Origin of the sequence: Acinetobacter sp. Brlt_5, assembly GCF_051949055.1 — a bacterium.
Classification (GTDB): Bacteria; Pseudomonadota; Gammaproteobacteria; order Pseudomonadales; family Moraxellaceae; genus Acinetobacter; species Acinetobacter indicus.
This window is the reverse complement of record NZ_JAYJLP010000013.1, coordinates 57,979-72,960: the sequence shown is the minus strand read 5'-3', so window position 1 is coordinate 72,960 and position 14,982 is coordinate 57,979. Positions and strand designations below refer to the sequence as shown.

Below are 14,982 nucleotides of genomic sequence, written 5' to 3'. Positions count from 1 at the left end.
TCAAGCTACAGAATCTTTTAAACCTTTACCCGCTTTGAAGCTAGGTACTTTGCTTGCTTTAATCTCAAGTGTTTCACCAGTTTGTGGGTTACGGCCTGTACGAGCAGCACGTTCTTTCACATTGAAAGTACCGAAGCCCACTAAAGTCACTGTGTCGCCTGCTTTCAGCGCTTCAGTGATTGAAGCAATTGTAGCGTCTAAAGCCTTACCAGCGTCAGTCTTAGACAATCCCCCTTTCTCTGCAATTGCATCAATTAATTCTGATTTATTCATGAAGATTACGTCCTCTTAATATCGTTTATTTAAGGTCCAAAGATTTCGTTTAAGTTACCGTAATGCCTTTATAGCAATGCTTTGAGGGTAAAAGCAATACTCTCCAGACGCATTTATACAAAATAAGTTGCAAAAATCTGCCAAAAAATGCCAAAGCTGTCGAGATTTTCACTTTTTCAGGAGTTGTTCTTTTAATTGCTTATTTTCTTCAATTAAAGCATCGACTTTGCTGTGCAGTTGCAGCACCAGCTGCTCTAAATGCTGGATATCTTTCACGGTTACCAGCCCTATACGGTTCAAGGAATGATGAACACTATGGTCAATCATCCGTTCGACCTTATCTTTGGTATCGACCACCGATTCTTTGGCCTTTTCAGAAACTTTTTCTACGGTCTGATCGGCAATTTCGGTGGTTTTGGATTCCAGTTCTTCCCCCACCTTGACCAGTGAGTCAAATAATTTATTGCCTTCTTCTTCAGCACGGGAAAATGCGCCTAAGCCGGCCAGCCAGATCTGTTTGGTATATTTGCGAAAATCCAGCGCCGATTTACGCCCAGAACGTACTCTTGCTTTGTTTTTAGACGCTTTTTCATTTTCGTTTTGTGGTTCTGGCGATTCTACTGCTGCTTCATCCATTCGCATTTCTCCTGCTTATTTTGTATACCATTCAATATCATAAACCAACAAAATGCTCTTATAATAGCAAATTAAGCACTTGAACGTTTTGTTAAACTGTTCTACAAAGCAAGAATATTATGTATTACTTCCTGGTAATGCACCGCTTGGATATGCATGACTCGATCTGGTTAGGGACTAAATTGTATGAATGAATCGCAACAAAGACAAAATGAATCACATTTGTTGCTGACGATGGTGATGATTGTTCTGGAAACAATCTTTAGCTTTATCTTGAAATATGATCGTGTCGTTGCACTTCAGGCCAAAAAATTTGTAGACCAGAAAATTGCAGTCAAAATTAACAGCTATATCCCCTATTTCGACTTCTATGTGCAGTTTAGCGAACACGGCATCCTGTTTGATCTAAAAGCACCTGAAAAAGCCGTCGAATTAGATGTCCGTACCACATTGCTGGATTTGATTAAGATTTTTGTCTTGGGGAATCGCCGCAGTATTCGAGCCATGCGCATTGAAGGCGACCCGACTTTAAAAGATGAATTCCGTGATCTGCTGACCTTATTTAGTATTCCTAAGGTGCTGTCAGACTGGCGTCAATGGCTGGCCGATCCTGAACACGAGCAGGAACTGGAAACCTCTAAACACCGAATTGCCCCGCTGCTAGAGAAAATTGACCTGCAACGCTCGACCATTAATACCCTGCAAGTAGAAGTTAAACAGTATAAAAACCGCATTCGTCGCATGCAACGCAACCAAAAGCGAATTAATCTGGCTTTTAGTCTAATTACTCTGCTATTAATTGCGTTATTAGTGTATAATTTATGGATCGTTTAAATCCTTAATTTCCCTGCGATTGAATCGAATATCCGAATAATAAAAAAACTTGACTATTTTAGTCAGGATTCATAGAATCTACACATCTAGTCCAACCATGTGTATCGAATCATGCGCTTAACCACTCGCGGTCGCTACGCAGTGACTGCTCTACTTGATCTAGCTTTGCAGCCAACTGAACAAACGATCACTCTTGCAGAAATTGCAGCTCGACAATCTATTTCTGTCGCTTACCTTGAGCAGTTATTTGCGAAATTAAAGCGTCACGGCCTGGTTTCCAGTATTCGTGGAGCCAATGGTGGTTATCACCTGGCGCGCAGTGCCGATACAATCACCGTATTAGAAATCATTGAAGCTGTAAATGAAACGGTTGATGCCACCCGTTGTGACCATAAAGGCAACTGCCAGAATGGTGCAATGTGCTTAACCCATGATTTATGGCAAGAACTCTCCCACCATATTGCCGATTATCTTGCAAAAATCACCCTTGCTGACCTTGTAGCTCGTGACAACGTTCAAGCCGTTGCAATTCGCCAAAATTCAGCATCTTTTGATTCAGCCCTTTTATCGGTTACAGGTATTTGACATGAAACGTCCGATCTATCTTGACTATGCAGCAACAACTCCTGTAGACCCTCAAGTTGCAGAACGTATGATGGAATGCTTAACTTTCGAAGGCACCTTCGGTAATGCAGCATCTCGTTCACATGCCTATGGCTGGCAAGCAGAAGAAAAAGTGGAATATGCACGTGAACAAGTTGCGAACTTGATCAAAGCTGACCCACGTGAAATTGTCTGGACTTCAGGCGCAACTGAATCTGACAACCTTGCCCTAAAAGGTGTGGCTCAATTCTATGCATCTAAAGGCAAGCACATCATTACCTCTAAAATTGAACACAAAGCAATTTTAGATACCTGCCGCGAGCTTGAGTCTGAAGGCTTTGAAATTACCTATCTTGAGCCACAACCACAAACCGGTTTAATTACCCCGGAAATGGTTCAGGCTGCAATTCGTCCAGATACTATTCTTGTTTCCCTGATGATGGTGAACAACGAAATTGGTACCGTGACTGACGTTGCAGCAATTGGTGAAATTACCCGTGCCAACAAAATCTTCTTCCACGTTGATGCTGCACAGGCTGCGGGTAAAGTCGAGATTGATCTTTCAACCTTAAAAGTTGATTTAATGAGCTTCTCTGCGCACAAAATCTATGGCCCTAAAGGCATTGGTGCCTTATTTGTACGCCGTAGCCCGCGTGTGCGTCTGAAAGCGCAAATGCACGGTGGCGGTCATGAGCGCGGTATGCGTTCTGGTACGCTGGCGACCCATCAAATCGTAGGTATGGGCGAAGCATTTGAGCTGGCAGGTAAAAACCTGGAAGCTGAACAAACCCGTTTACGCGTGTTACGTGACAAACTCTGGAATGGCCTGCAAGACCTTGAACAGGTGTTCCTGAACGGTCACCCGACTCAAAACGTAGCCAACTATTTAAACGTCAGCTTCAACTTTGTTGAAGGTGAATCGTTAATGATGGCGCTTAAAGATGCAGCAGTGTCTTCAGGTTCCGCATGTACGTCTGCAACCCTTGAGCCATCTTATGTACTGCGTGCGCTAGGTCTGTCTGACGAGCTTGCGCACAGTTCAATTCGCTTCAGTTTTGGTAAATACACCACTGAAGAAGATATTGATCATGTGTTATCAATTACCAAAGCTGCTGTTGAGAAATTACGTGAACTTTCTCCGCTTTGGGATATGTATAAGGAAGGTATTGACCTTTCTACAGTTGAGTGGGCGGAACACTAATTCGACTCTGAGATGAAGCTCTTTATTCAGCTTCATCTCATTGATAAAACGAATATTGACCCCATATTAATATTAACGCTGACCCCGAGGTTTGGAGAAGCAAAATGGCATATAGCGAAAAAGTAATTGATCATTACGAAAACCCACGCAACGTTGGTGTTTTAGACAAAAATGCAGACAACGTAGGTACAGGCATGGTCGGTGCACCAGCATGTGGCGACGTGATGCGTTTACAGATTCAAGTGAATAACGACGGTGTAATTGAAGAAGCACGCTTTAAAACCTATGGCTGTGGTTCGGCAATTGCATCAAGCTCACTAGTAACTGAGTGGTTAAAAGGTAAAACTTTGGACGAAGCTCAAGCCATCAAAAACATTGATATTGCAAACGAACTGGCTTTACCACCAGTTAAAGTACACTGCTCTGTACTTGCAGAAGACGCGATTAAAGCGGCTGTTGAAGACTATCGTACCAAACAGCAAAAAGCTTAATTGTTTCTCGTTTTAAAGACAGATTAACGGAGTTTTCATGATCCATTTAACTGAAAATGCTGCAACTCATATCAGCAATTACTTAAAGAATCGCGGTAAGGGTGAAGGTATTCGCGTTGGCGTGAAAACTTCCGGCTGTTCGGGTCTGGCCTATGTGCTTGAGTTTGTTGATGACGTCAATGCATACGATCAGGTATTTGAACAGCACGGTGTAAAAGTATTCGTTGACCCGAAAAGTCTGGTTTATCTTGAAGGTTTAGAGATGGACTATGTCAAAAACGGCTTGAATGAAGGCTTCGAATTCAATAACCCGAATAAAAAAGGTGAATGTGGTTGTGGTGAATCCTTCACGGTTTAATTCCCGACCTTCCCTTCTTTTGCAGATTAAAACAGTGTCTTGTACACTGTTTTAATCGCATTTATGCAGTCCTTTTTTGCAATCAATCGCGGATTATCTCTCCCATGAATCATTTTGAGCTGTTTAACCTGCCTGTAGCACTCGATATTGATTTGGCTACTTTAAAAGCAGAATTTTTAAAGTTACAGCAACAATATCACCCCGATAAAGCCGAAGATAAAGACCAGGCGCTGATTCAGTCCAGCGAAATCAACCAGGCGTATAAAGTTTTATCTCAGGTTGACAGCCGCGCAGGTTATTTACTGAGCTTAAAAAAACAGGATTATCATCTGGATCAGTCGATCAGTGATTTCGAGTTTTTACAGTCTGCCCTGGAAATTCGTGAGCAGCTGGATGATGCCCGCTCTGCCGATGAACTGGCTTCCCTGAAAACCGAAGTCCAGCAATGGATTGATGGTCTGGTTCGCGAATTTAAAATTGATTATGCAGATGAAGACTGGGGCGAAGCACGCGATACAGTACGTAAATTGCGTTTCTTCCAGAAAGTCATGACCGATATTGACAAGGCTGAAGATCGTTTCCTCGACGACGACAGCTTTGACCTAGATGACGATTTTTAATTTTATTTTTTCAAATTAACGTGCAAAGGATGTAACACAATGGCGCTCTTGCAAATTGCAGAACCAGGACAATCAAGCGCACCGCATGAACATCGCATTGCGATTGGAATTGATTTAGGCACCACACATTCACTGGTGGCCACTGTTCTTTCGGCGCAAGCCAAAGTCCTTCATGATGAACAAGGTCGTGTGTTACTTCCCTCAATTGTTCATTATGCCGAAAATACCACGCAATATGGCAATGATGCCAAACCGTTTATCACCAGCGATCCGAAAAATACCATTGTTTCAGTGAAACGATTTATGGGTCGCTCCAAGGCAGACATCAAGTTTCAGCACCCTTACGATTTAGTGGGTGAAGCCAATGAAATGCCGGCTTTTGAAACTGCACAAGGTCGTAAAACACCGGTAGAAATCTCGGCTGAAATTTTAAAACAGCTGAAAGACCGTGCTGAAGACAGCCTGAAAAATCCGGTCAATGGCGCAGTAATTACTGTTCCGGCCTATTTTGATGAAGCTCAGCGTCAAGCCACACGTGATGCAGCTCAACTGGCTGGCCTGAATGTGCTGCGCTTACTTAATGAACCGACTGCTGCTGCAGTGGCCTATGGTCTGGATCAGGACAGCAATTTAAGCACCGATCGCAACTATGTGATTTATGACTTAGGCGGCGGTACCTTTGACGTATCAATTTTACGTTTCTCGCAAGGCGTATTTGAAGTACTGGCGACCGGTGGTCACACTGCATTAGGTGGTGATGATCTGGATCGTTTAATTGTCAAATGGGCGAAAAAACAGCTGAATATTGCCAGCTTAAATGATACTGAATATGCCCACTTTGTGGTCGCAGCGCGTCAGGCCAAAGAAGCGCTATCGGATGCGGAATCGGTAGAACTGCAACTGTTAGACCAAACACTGACACTGGATCGTGCGACTTTTGAAAGCATTATTCAGGTGGCGTTAGACAAGACTATTAGTGTCTGCAAACGCGTACTGCGCGATGCCAAACTGGAACTGACCGATATTCAAAACGTAGTACTGGTTGGCGGCTCTACCCGCTCCTATGCCGTGCAAAAAGCTGTCCGTGAGGTATTTAACCAAGAACCGCTGTGTACTATTAACCCGGATGAAGTGGTTGCAATTGGCGCCTCTATTACGGCCAATCAGCTGATTGGTAATACCAAAGACGGTTCATTGCTGTTAGACGTCACCCCACTGTCTTTAGGTCTGGAAACCATGGGCGGTCTGGTCGAACGTTTAATTTCACGTAATACTGCAATTCCAGTTGCGCGTCGTCAGGAATTCACCACTTATCAGGATGGACAAACCGCCATGCTGATTCATGTGGTGCAAGGTGAACGTGATCTGGTTGAGCATTGCCGTAGTTTAGGCCGTTTTGTCCTGCATGGTATCCCACCAATGACTGCCGGTCAGGCGCGTATTGAAGTCACCTTCCAGGTTGATGCCGATGGCCTGCTTAGTGTTTCTGCCAAAGAAACGACTTCTGGCGTTTCCGCGCATATCGACATTAAACCGTCTTATGGTTTATCTAGCGAGGATACTGAGCGTTTACTGCTTGACGGTTTCAAATACGCAGAAGAAGACAAACACCTGCGTCATTTACAGGAAACCAAGGTCGAAGCACAGCGTGAACTGGAAGCTCTGGAGCAGGCACTAAAAGTTGATGCACAGCTATTGAGCGCAGAGCAACTGGACGCATTGAATAGTGCGAAAACCCATTTGTACAGCCAGCTTGAAACAACCGATATTCAGGCTATTGAACAGGCTGTTGAACAGCTTAAAATACACAGTGATGCTTTTGCTGCGCTTCGCATGAACCAGCATATTGATGCTGCTCTTAAAGGCACCAAGCTCGACGACTGGTCAAACTCAAACTAATTTAAGGTAAAGACTATGCCACGTATTAAAGTACTTCCACATGCGCAATTCTGCCCAGAAGGTGCTGAGTTTGAAGTTGAACAAAATGCCAACCTGTGCGAAAGCCTGTTAAAAAATGGCATTAAAATTGAACATGCCTGTGATATGTCATGTGCCTGCACCACCTGTCACGTGGTGGTACGCCGCGGTTTTGACAGCCTGGAAGAAATGAATGATGTCGAAGCTGATCTGTTAGATCGTGCTTGGGGTCTAGAACCTGATTCACGTTTATCTTGTCAGGTACAGGTGGTTGATGAAGATCTGGAAGTTGAAATTCCAAAATACACCATTAACCATGCTTCTGAAAATCACTAAGACTTAAAACAGAAAAACCACGCTCCGGCGTGGTTTTTTTTGACTTGATAGAACACTCAACAATCTTCGATCAAGCAGATCATCTATCTTTATAATTTAATGAAATTCCCGATCTGGTCGATTAACCTCGACTTCTTCAATCACTTCATCTTCCAGTTTTAATTTCACAATACCCTGCGAGTTGGTCAGTTTTTGCTGGGTCTGAATCCGTTTAATCATTTTTTCCAGCACACCAATCAGTTCCGGATATTCAAAGTTTTGCACTTCATCCAGATTCAGCAACAGATGAAAACCTTTGTATTCATAGTCAAACCAGCGCTGATAATCGGATTTTCTGGCCGCATATTTTTCCATGACCTGCCAGGTTTTCACCGGACCCTGAATACCTTTCAGGAAAATTGGCGCTTTCGGCGCACACAGATAATCATTTTTCACCAGTTGATAGGTATCATCTGACAGCAGGATTTCATCAACTTCGGCTGCGCTTTGCAAACGCGCTGCCAGATTGGCATCTCGGCCAACAATGGTATAGGCCATCCGATGCGCCGCACCATAGTTACCCACGTGGCAATAACCGGTACTGATGCCCATGCGGATATGTAACGGCGGATAGCCCATTTTAATCCAGCGTTCACGCAGCAGTTTCATTTGCTGGCGCATGGCAATGGCCATTTCAACGCAGGTCTTGGCATCATTTTCTACACCCTGACTGCTTGGATCACCAAAGAAAATCAGGATGGCATCCCCCATAAACTTATCGACGGTGGCTTCATACTGCTTGGCAATTTCAGTCATATGACTCAAATAATCATTCAGCAGGTAGGCTAAATCGTCTGGAATCAGGGTTTCAGACAGCTCGGTAAAGCCCTGAATATCGGAAAAGAAGATGGTGAGTTTTTTACGTTTATATTCAATTTTGGCTTCTGACTCGCCTTTCATGATCGAGTGCCAGAGCTGAAGCGGCGCATAACGGCTCAACTGGTTGGCAAACTCCATATAGCGGTTCATTTGCTGATAATAATGCTCACGCTTATGGTTAGACGCACGAATCCGGCGGGTCTGATAAACACTGCCCATACCGAAATACACGATCATGCACAGGAAGGCCAGAATAGTCAGCTCATTGGTGGTGTATTCAAAATATTCACCAAAGCCAAATACGAAAATATTGCACAGATAGAATACCGACGCCGCAAATAAAGCCGCCAGCGACACCAGAAAAAATGACACTTTGACGTTAATGGCGGTATACAGCAAGGCAAAAATAGCCGCAAAGGTCAGGACCAAATTTAAATGCACGGCCGACAGACAGATGGCCACAATCATAATATCTATAATAAACAAGATATTTCTTTTAATCTGATAGTTATATTTAGAATGTAGCCAGCGCGACAATTTCGGGGTAATAAACAGCAAAAATGCCAATAAAACCGGAATATAAATTTGGTACTGGGTGTCTGGATAGGTGTAATGATAGACAATCAGGATCAGCGATAAGCTCGCATAGCCCATGACCCGATGCAGGTAATCAAATTGCGTAGGATCTCGATCCATCCAATAACCTAGTGACACCGTACTCTACTCTCCTTAGCGGATCTGGTCACACCATACATCCCTGCATGATGCAAACACGAATATCAGTCCATTCGCCAGTCAAATGGCATATCGCCCTGACCGCGTAGTGCCAACATTAGCGTTTGGCGCATATGGTTCAGCACTTCATTGTTATACGGTACTGCTGGTGTTCCCCAGACCGGTTTTGGCCATGCCACATCATTTTGATAACGCACCACATGATGGAAATGCAATTGTGGCACCATGTTGCCCAGTGCAGCAACATTCATTTTATCGGCACGGAATACACGTGACAGTTGGCTAGATAACCAGCTCGATTCACGCAGGAACTGTTCCTGATCGGCCTGGCTTAATTCATAGAGTTCGGTAATGCCCGGCACACGTGGAATAAGAATGAGCCAAGGAAATTGCATATCATTCATTAAACGACATGTTGACAGGGGAAAGTCGCCTACAAAAAAAGTATCTTGAGCAAGTTGTGGATGCAAACTAAACATATCTTTATAAATGACGCAAATTAGAATGATGGCTAATACTATCACATCCCAAAGGACGTGAATATTCTATAACGGCCGTTTCACCACAAATAACACACTATTTGCAGCCAGCCAGAGCAATCCCCTATCTTCAATAAATTTCCTTAAATAATCAAGACTTCTTTGCGCAGTCAGCGATTAAATAAACAGCAGGAATTGCATCAGGACTGAGCGCTAACTCAGGCTGGCAGCTCACGCAGCAGTTGCTCCAGCAAATCGGAAATAAACTGAATCCGTTTTTGATGTTCATCCAGCAGCACCATGACTTTTAAACGCTGTCCGCCATCCATCCGGAAATAGGTCGGATGTTTCTGCATCATCTGGATAATGCTGATTGCCTGCACCAGGGTATCTGGTGAAAACTCGATATTGCCACCATTGGCACCCACATCAATTTTGGTAATACCGAGCTGCTCGGCTTTCAGACGCAGCTGATGCACGGCAAATAGCTGTTTTACCGGTTGTGGTGGAATACCAAAACGGTCAATCAGTTCCATACGGATGTTGTCGAGTTTTTCCTGTGTATCGGTATTGCTGATACGTTTATAGAATAATAAACGCTGATGCACATCGCCCAGATACTCATCCGGAATCAAGGCTGGCATGTGCAGATTGATTTCCGCTGTTAACGACAACGGCGCATCGAAATTTGGGGTTTTGCCTTTTTGAATGGCTTTAGTGGCTTTTTCCAGCATTTCCATATACAGGCTATAACCAATGGCCTGCATCGAACCGCTTTGCTGTTCCCCGAGAAGTTCACCAGCACCACGAATTTCCAGATCTTCGGTGGCCAGCATAAAACCGGCACCCAAGGTCGATGCACGCTGAATCGCATCCAGACGTTTTTCAGCATCACCTTTTAAGCCTTTAATCGACGGCACCAGCAAATAGGCATAAGCCTGATGGTGCGAACGTCCGACCCGGCCGCGTAGCTGGTGTAATTGCGCCAGGCCGAGCTTGTCGGCGCGTTCAATTAAAATGGTATTGGCATTCGGGACATCAATCCCGGTTTCAATAATGGTGGAACAGACCAGCACATTATATTCTTTATGATAGAACTGCTGCATCACCTGCTCCAGTTCACGCTCACGCATCTGGCCATGTGCGACTGCTACCCGTGCTTCCGGCACCAGCTGGCGGATATTTTCTGCTGCACGTTCAATGGTATCGACTTCATTATGCAGGAAATACACCTGACCGCCACGCAGCAATTCACGCAAAATCGCTTCTTTGACTGAATCACCAGTCTGTTCCTGCACAAAGGTTTTTACGGCTAAACGACGCGCTGGTGGTGTGGCAATGATGGATAAATCGCGCATGCCACTAAAGGCCATATTCAGGGTACGTGGAATAGGGGTTGCCGTTAAGGTCAGCATATCGACATCGGCGCGCAAGGCTTTAATCCGCTCTTTATCGCGCACACCGAAACGGTGTTCTTCATCGACAATCATCAGGCCCAGCTGTTTGAACTGGACATTTTCCTGCAAAATTTTATGGGTACCAATCACAATATCGACTTTGCCTTCGGCCAAATCTTCAATGATTTTAGTATGGGTTTTGGATGAACCAAAACGCGACAGGACTTCAATACGCACCGGCCAGTCGGCAAAACGGTCTTTAAAGGATTCATAATGCTGCTGTGCCAGCAAGGTGGTCGGTACCAAGACCGCTACCTGTTTATTATTTTGCACGGCGACAAAGGCGGCACGCATGGCCACTTCGGTTTTACCAAAGCCAACATCCCCACAGACCAGACGGTCCATCGGTTTTGCCTGCTGCATATCATATAAGGTTGCTTCAATGGCATTGGCCTGATCCAGGGTTTCTTCATAGGCAAACCCGGACGCAAACTGCATATACAGTTTTTCATCCAGCTCAAAGGCATAGCCCGGTTTGGACTGACGGCGTGCCTGTATATGTAGCAACTCAGCTGCAACATCATGAATCTGCTCCAAAGCTTTACGCTTGGCCTTGTTCCAGGCATCAGTGCCAAGTTTATGTAGCGGTGCCAAATCCGGATCGCCACCACTATAGCGGCTAATTAAATGCAAATTGGTCACCGGCACATAAACTTTAGCGCCATCGGCATAGTCAAGCTGCAAGAATTCATGATCCTGCTGATCAATTTCCAGCGTCACCAGTCCAGCATAACGCCCCACACCGTGATCAATATGTACCACTGGTGCGCCAATACTCAGCTCGGTCAGACTGCGAATTAAAAACTCTTCCGAGACTTCCTGCTGACGTTTACGCCGACGCTGAACCACACGATGTTCATAGAGCTGGTTTTCCGAAATGACCGAAAGCTGGCCCTGAATCACCAGACCACGATCTAAAGGAGCGTTGGTAATGGCAACGGCATATAAAGATTTCTGGAATTCGGCAAAGTTCTCAACCGTTGGGATTTCTCCCAGACTGGAACGCAGCGCATCTTTCAAGGTTTCACGGCGACCGGCACTTTCTGCGACCAGCAACACCGGATGATTGGCCGCGTTAATATACTCTTTGACTAGACTAAATGGTTTTTCCCGTTTCGGATCGACCGGCAATTTAGGCGGTGCTTCAGTGGCCAGATTTACCACACCGGCTTTTTCAGCAAAATGATCTGCCGAGGCGATGATGCGGCCAAACTGGTTCAGCTGTCCCAGCACCTGCTGCGATGATAAAAACAGTTGCTCTGGCGGTAAAATAGGCTGGTCAATATTATGCCGGCGATCTTCATAACGGCGGTTTACTTCCTGCCAGAAGCTGTTTAAACTTTCTTCCAGCCCTTTATCTGTAATGACAATGCCATTCTCAGGTAAGTACGCCATTAAGGTACTTTCGGCAGCCATTGCCTGAGCGCTAAAGAATAACGGAAAATAGAACTCTATCCCTGGCGAGGCAATGCCATCGAGCACATCCTGATACACCGGGCTTTTCTTTGGATTTGCACTTGGGAATAATTCTGCATAACGATCGCGGAACAGCGAACGGCCTTCTTTTAAAGGAAACTCTTTGGCGGGTAGTACTGAAAATTGCTGAATGGTTTGGGTGGTCCGCTGGGTTTCCGGATCAAAAAACTTCAGGCTTTCAATTTCATCATCAAACAGGTCAATCCGGATCGGCGCTTCTTGCCCTGAAGCAAAAATATCCATAATACTGCCGCGCACCGCAAATTCACCATGGTCATAGACTGTATCGACCAGATGATAACCAGCCTGAATCAGGCGTTTCTTTTGCTGTTCCAGTTCAAACTTCTGGCCAACCTGAATATCAAAATGCTCACCTAAGACCCAAGAGGTTGGCGCCACACGCTGCGCCAGGGTTGCAGCCGACACCAGCAGTACGCCCTGCTGTGGCATATTCGATAAAATCGCCAGACGCTCAGAGACAATATCCTGATGCGGCGATAAACGGTCATAAGGTAAAATTTCCCAATCCGGGAAAATGGTCGGTTGAATACCATAAAACTCAAATTCGCTTTCCAACTGCCCCAGATGCTGGCTGTTACGCGCCACCACAATCAATAACTGTTTATGCTGGGTACTCAGCTGCTTGATCAGCAAGGCCGCGGATGAGCCCTGCAAATTGCCCACCCAGCGTTTTTCGCCCGTTTTTAATTGTTTCAGATTGAGTTGGGAGCTTTCGTGTTGGAACATGTATATAGCTTTTAGGTCTAATCAACATGCGGCTTATACTAACACGAGCATTTCCATCCATTACGTTAATTTTTCTTAATCTTTATCTGAAAAATGAGACCGCATCTGGCTGAAAAATGGATTGAAGCTTACTTTTTCTCACGCAAGAACTGACGATAATAATCATTCAGGCGTTTCACAATACTTTTAAACTGCAACAGGTTTTCTTCTGTGTTGCCCAAACGCGTTACAAAGCTTTGCGTGGCAATTTCCAGATCAATTTTTTCATTGATCAGCATGGCGGTAAAATACAGTTCTTTCAGGTCATCAAAACGGTTCATACGCCGATTGGACAAATACTCCAGCCGCTCCGATAAAGCCTCATTCAGCACAATACCATCGACGATATAGCCATGTTGCGGATCAAACTGAATCTGATGTTCAGCCAGAAATTCTGCTTCTGGAGAGGGCTTGCTTTTAAACAGTTGCGCCACTTTATTGAACATATACTGATATCCTGAAATTCGCTGTGCCTAGTGTATCGGCTTTAGCGTGGAGATCCAGCATTTGAACGCGGCAATATCCTTATAAAAACAAAAAAGCATCCGAAGATGCTTTTAACTTGAGAGTTTTAACCATACTGGCGCTGTAAATAATGCACAATATCATCCGATTCAAACATATGAGCGCCGGTATTCGGATCAACCAGATAAGGCACCTGAATATTCTCTCCCATCAGTGCCAAGACTTTCTCACGTTTACCGCCCTTTAAAGGTACATATTTACCTGGCTTTAAACGTAATTTGGCCAGCCCCTGATCCTGCCAGCGCTCTTTGGCCACATTGTGGAAAATAAAAGGCAATTCCAGCTCGGTCAAGGTACTGCGCACAATGCGCGTATACGGACTGGCTTCAAAACCCCACAGCTCCAGCAGTTGCTCTGGTGCCGCACGGTTTTTAATCTTTTTCTTGACCCAGACCCCGCGTGCACCATTAAGCAGCGTACCAGCAAAGGCCACAAAGGGAATTTTTGGATAATGTGCATAGCGCCGCGGGGTTTTCCCGCTTTTGCCATAGTGTTTAAACAGATGATGAATAATCTGCTGCGATTCGTAGAGATGATCTCCGGTATTTTCATCTACCAGAAATGGAAATTGCAGTTTACCACCCAATTCCTTGACCTGCGGACGGTATTTTTTACCACCTTTAGGACAGGGATAGACTTCATAATCCAGATTCAGCAAGGTCATGACTTCGCGTACACGTCGACAAAATGGTGAACCTTCAAACTCATACAACTTGAGCGGCTGCTCAGGTTGCTTGGGAAATGCTGTGCCATTGCTTCCGCGCCCGCCTTCGGTCAAAGCAGAAGCCAATGCCTGTACCACTTTAATTTGATGATGCAACATCATGACCTTCCTGTTCTTGTTATGTTCTAGAAGATGAATGCCGAATCGGGTTGATTACAGCTCCACCAATGCTTCTTTGGCCACCACAATACCATTATTATCGGCATAAATATAATCACCCGACTGAATATTCACACCACCAAAGCTGAGCGGAATATCGACCTCACCCACGCCTTTACGGTTACTTTTTTGTGGAATTGCTGCCAGCGCATGTACGCCTAAATCCAGTTCAGCAATGGCATCGACATCACGTACACAACCGTAAATAATCACACCATTCCAGTTGTTTTTTACTGCAGATTCGGCAATCAGGTCGCCCATAAGTGCACAGCGCATTGACGCACCACCATCCACCACCAGCACTTTGCCCCGGCCTTCAGTCGCCAGTAATTCTTTTACACGCGAATTATCTTCAAAGCATTTTACCGTCACCACCTGACCGCCAAAACTTTTACGCGCGCCATAGCTTTTGAAAAATTTGCCATCCATTGATGGGGTGACCACTTGCAGCTGTTTATCCGGGTTATCATCCAGCAAATCACAAGTAACGAAAGCGACTGTAGACACGTGTGTT

16 protein-coding genes are annotated in these 14,982 nt (G+C 45.0%); 8 read left to right on the top strand and 8 right to left on the bottom strand.

Annotated elements, in window-relative coordinates; genetic code table 11:
* Entirely contained in the window at nucleotides 1–273 is a 273-nt protein-coding gene (locus VF685_RS10035) for an HU family DNA-binding protein (protein WP_005178445.1), read from the bottom strand.
* Nucleotides 274–441: 168 nt separating this feature from the next.
* Entirely contained in the window at nucleotides 442–909 is a 468-nt protein-coding gene (locus VF685_RS10030) for a phasin family protein (RefSeq protein WP_005178447.1), read from the bottom strand.
* Nucleotides 910–1,095: 186 nt separating this feature from the next.
* Here VF685_RS10030 and VF685_RS10025 point away from each other — a divergent pair, with 186 nt between their 5' ends.
* From VF685_RS10025 to fdx, 8 genes are all read left to right on the top strand, one after another.
* Nucleotides 1,096–1,743, top strand: a complete 648-nt coding sequence (locus VF685_RS10025; RefSeq protein ID WP_127800172.1) for a hypothetical protein — start codon at nucleotides 1,096–1,098, stop codon at nucleotides 1,741–1,743.
* Between the two features lie 111 nt (nucleotides 1,744–1,854).
* Nucleotides 1,855–2,328, top strand: coding sequence for an Rrf2 family transcriptional regulator (locus VF685_RS10020; RefSeq protein ID WP_005178455.1), 474 nt, complete (start codon nucleotides 1,855–1,857; stop codon nucleotides 2,326–2,328).
* Nucleotide 2,329: 1 nt separating this feature from the next.
* The gene (locus tag VF685_RS10015; RefSeq protein WP_104473046.1) at nucleotides 2,330–3,547 is read left to right on the top strand and encodes an IscS subfamily cysteine desulfurase; all 1,218 of its coding nucleotides are present in this window, start codon (nucleotides 2,330–2,332) and stop codon (nucleotides 3,545–3,547) included.
* 104 nt (nucleotides 3,548–3,651) lie between these two features.
* Entirely contained in the window at nucleotides 3,652–4,038 is a 387-nt protein-coding gene (gene iscU / locus VF685_RS10010) for a Fe-S cluster assembly scaffold IscU (protein WP_005178460.1), read from the top strand.
* Between the two features lie 37 nt (nucleotides 4,039–4,075).
* Complete coding sequence (gene iscA / locus VF685_RS10005; protein WP_005178462.1) at nucleotides 4,076–4,396, top strand: iron-sulfur cluster assembly protein IscA; 321 nt, start codon at nucleotides 4,076–4,078, stop codon at nucleotides 4,394–4,396.
* Between the two features lie 104 nt (nucleotides 4,397–4,500).
* On the top strand, nucleotides 4,501–5,016 hold the full coding sequence (gene hscB, locus VF685_RS10000; RefSeq protein ID WP_016659013.1) for a Fe-S protein assembly co-chaperone HscB: 516 nt from the start codon (nucleotides 4,501–4,503) through the stop codon (nucleotides 5,014–5,016).
* A 39-nt stretch (nucleotides 5,017–5,055) separates the two neighbouring features.
* On the top strand, nucleotides 5,056–6,915 hold the full coding sequence (gene hscA / locus VF685_RS09995; RefSeq protein WP_286385073.1) for a Fe-S protein assembly chaperone HscA: 1,860 nt from the start codon (nucleotides 5,056–5,058) through the stop codon (nucleotides 6,913–6,915).
* Nucleotides 6,916–6,930: 15 nt separating this feature from the next.
* Nucleotides 6,931–7,269, top strand: coding sequence for an ISC system 2Fe-2S type ferredoxin (gene fdx / locus VF685_RS09990; RefSeq protein ID WP_005178469.1), 339 nt, complete (start codon nucleotides 6,931–6,933; stop codon nucleotides 7,267–7,269).
* Between the two features lie 96 nt (nucleotides 7,270–7,365).
* Here fdx and VF685_RS09985 read toward each other — a convergent pair whose 3' ends face one another.
* The 6 genes from VF685_RS09985 to rraA form a co-directional block, all read right to left on the bottom strand.
* Entirely contained in the window at nucleotides 7,366–8,823 is a 1,458-nt protein-coding gene (locus tag VF685_RS09985; RefSeq protein ID WP_407061115.1) for an adenylate/guanylate cyclase domain-containing protein, read from the bottom strand.
* 83 nt (nucleotides 8,824–8,906) lie between these two features.
* Entirely contained in the window at nucleotides 8,907–9,341 is a 435-nt protein-coding gene (locus VF685_RS09980) for an HIT domain-containing protein (protein WP_005178471.1), read from the bottom strand.
* Between the two features lie 218 nt (nucleotides 9,342–9,559).
* On the bottom strand, nucleotides 9,560–13,021 hold the full coding sequence (gene mfd / locus VF685_RS09975; RefSeq protein ID WP_286385070.1) for a transcription-repair coupling factor: 3,462 nt from the start codon (nucleotides 13,019–13,021) through the stop codon (nucleotides 9,560–9,562).
* A gap of 128 nt (nucleotides 13,022–13,149) precedes the next feature.
* Nucleotides 13,150–13,506 (bottom strand): hypothetical protein, encoded by a 357-nt coding sequence (locus VF685_RS09970; RefSeq protein ID WP_127800166.1) that lies wholly within the window; start codon nucleotides 13,504–13,506, stop codon nucleotides 13,150–13,152.
* A gap of 125 nt (nucleotides 13,507–13,631) precedes the next feature.
* The gene (locus VF685_RS09965) at nucleotides 13,632–14,408 is read right to left on the bottom strand and encodes a glutathione S-transferase N-terminal domain-containing protein (protein WP_034597779.1); all 777 of its coding nucleotides are present in this window, start codon (nucleotides 14,406–14,408) and stop codon (nucleotides 13,632–13,634) included.
* 54 nt (nucleotides 14,409–14,462) lie between these two features.
* A complete protein-coding gene (gene rraA, locus VF685_RS09960; RefSeq protein ID WP_005178481.1) occupies nucleotides 14,463–14,975 on the bottom strand; it encodes a ribonuclease E activity regulator RraA in 513 nt (170 codons plus the stop codon).
* Between the last annotated feature and the right edge of the window lie 7 nt (nucleotides 14,976–14,982).

What these genes read in the sequence shown, in the direction of transcription:
- VF685_RS10035 (WP_005178445.1), bottom strand. Translation starts at nt 273, where the DNA reads ATGAATAAATCAGAATTAATTGATGCAATTGCAGAGAAAGGGGGATTG.
- VF685_RS10030 (WP_005178447.1), bottom strand. Translation starts at nt 909, where the DNA reads ATGGATGAAGCAGCAGTAGAATCGCCAGAACCACAAAACGAAAATGAA.
- VF685_RS10025 (WP_127800172.1), top strand. Translation starts at nt 1,096, where the DNA reads ATGAATGAATCGCAACAAAGACAAAATGAATCACATTTGTTGCTGACG.
- VF685_RS10020 (WP_005178455.1), top strand. Translation starts at nt 1,855, where the DNA reads ATGCGCTTAACCACTCGCGGTCGCTACGCAGTGACTGCTCTACTTGAT.
- VF685_RS10015 (WP_104473046.1), top strand. Translation starts at nt 2,330, where the DNA reads ATGAAACGTCCGATCTATCTTGACTATGCAGCAACAACTCCTGTAGAC.
- iscU (WP_005178460.1), top strand. Translation starts at nt 3,652, where the DNA reads ATGGCATATAGCGAAAAAGTAATTGATCATTACGAAAACCCACGCAAC.
- iscA (WP_005178462.1), top strand. Translation starts at nt 4,076, where the DNA reads ATGATCCATTTAACTGAAAATGCTGCAACTCATATCAGCAATTACTTA.
- hscB (WP_016659013.1), top strand. Translation starts at nt 4,501, where the DNA reads ATGAATCATTTTGAGCTGTTTAACCTGCCTGTAGCACTCGATATTGAT.
- hscA (WP_286385073.1), top strand. Translation starts at nt 5,056, where the DNA reads ATGGCGCTCTTGCAAATTGCAGAACCAGGACAATCAAGCGCACCGCAT.
- fdx (WP_005178469.1), top strand. Translation starts at nt 6,931, where the DNA reads ATGCCACGTATTAAAGTACTTCCACATGCGCAATTCTGCCCAGAAGGT.
- VF685_RS09985 (WP_407061115.1), bottom strand. Translation starts at nt 8,823, where the DNA reads ATGGATCGAGATCCTACGCAATTTGATTACCTGCATCGGGTCATGGGC.
- VF685_RS09980 (WP_005178471.1), bottom strand. Translation starts at nt 9,341, where the DNA reads ATGTTTAGTTTGCATCCACAACTTGCTCAAGATACTTTTTTTGTAGGC.
- mfd (WP_286385070.1), bottom strand. Translation starts at nt 13,021, where the DNA reads ATGTTCCAACACGAAAGCTCCCAACTCAATCTGAAACAATTAAAAACG.
- VF685_RS09970 (WP_127800166.1), bottom strand. Translation starts at nt 13,506, where the DNA reads ATGTTCAATAAAGTGGCGCAACTGTTTAAAAGCAAGCCCTCTCCAGAA.
- VF685_RS09965 (WP_034597779.1), bottom strand. Translation starts at nt 14,408, where the DNA reads ATGTTGCATCATCAAATTAAAGTGGTACAGGCATTGGCTTCTGCTTTG.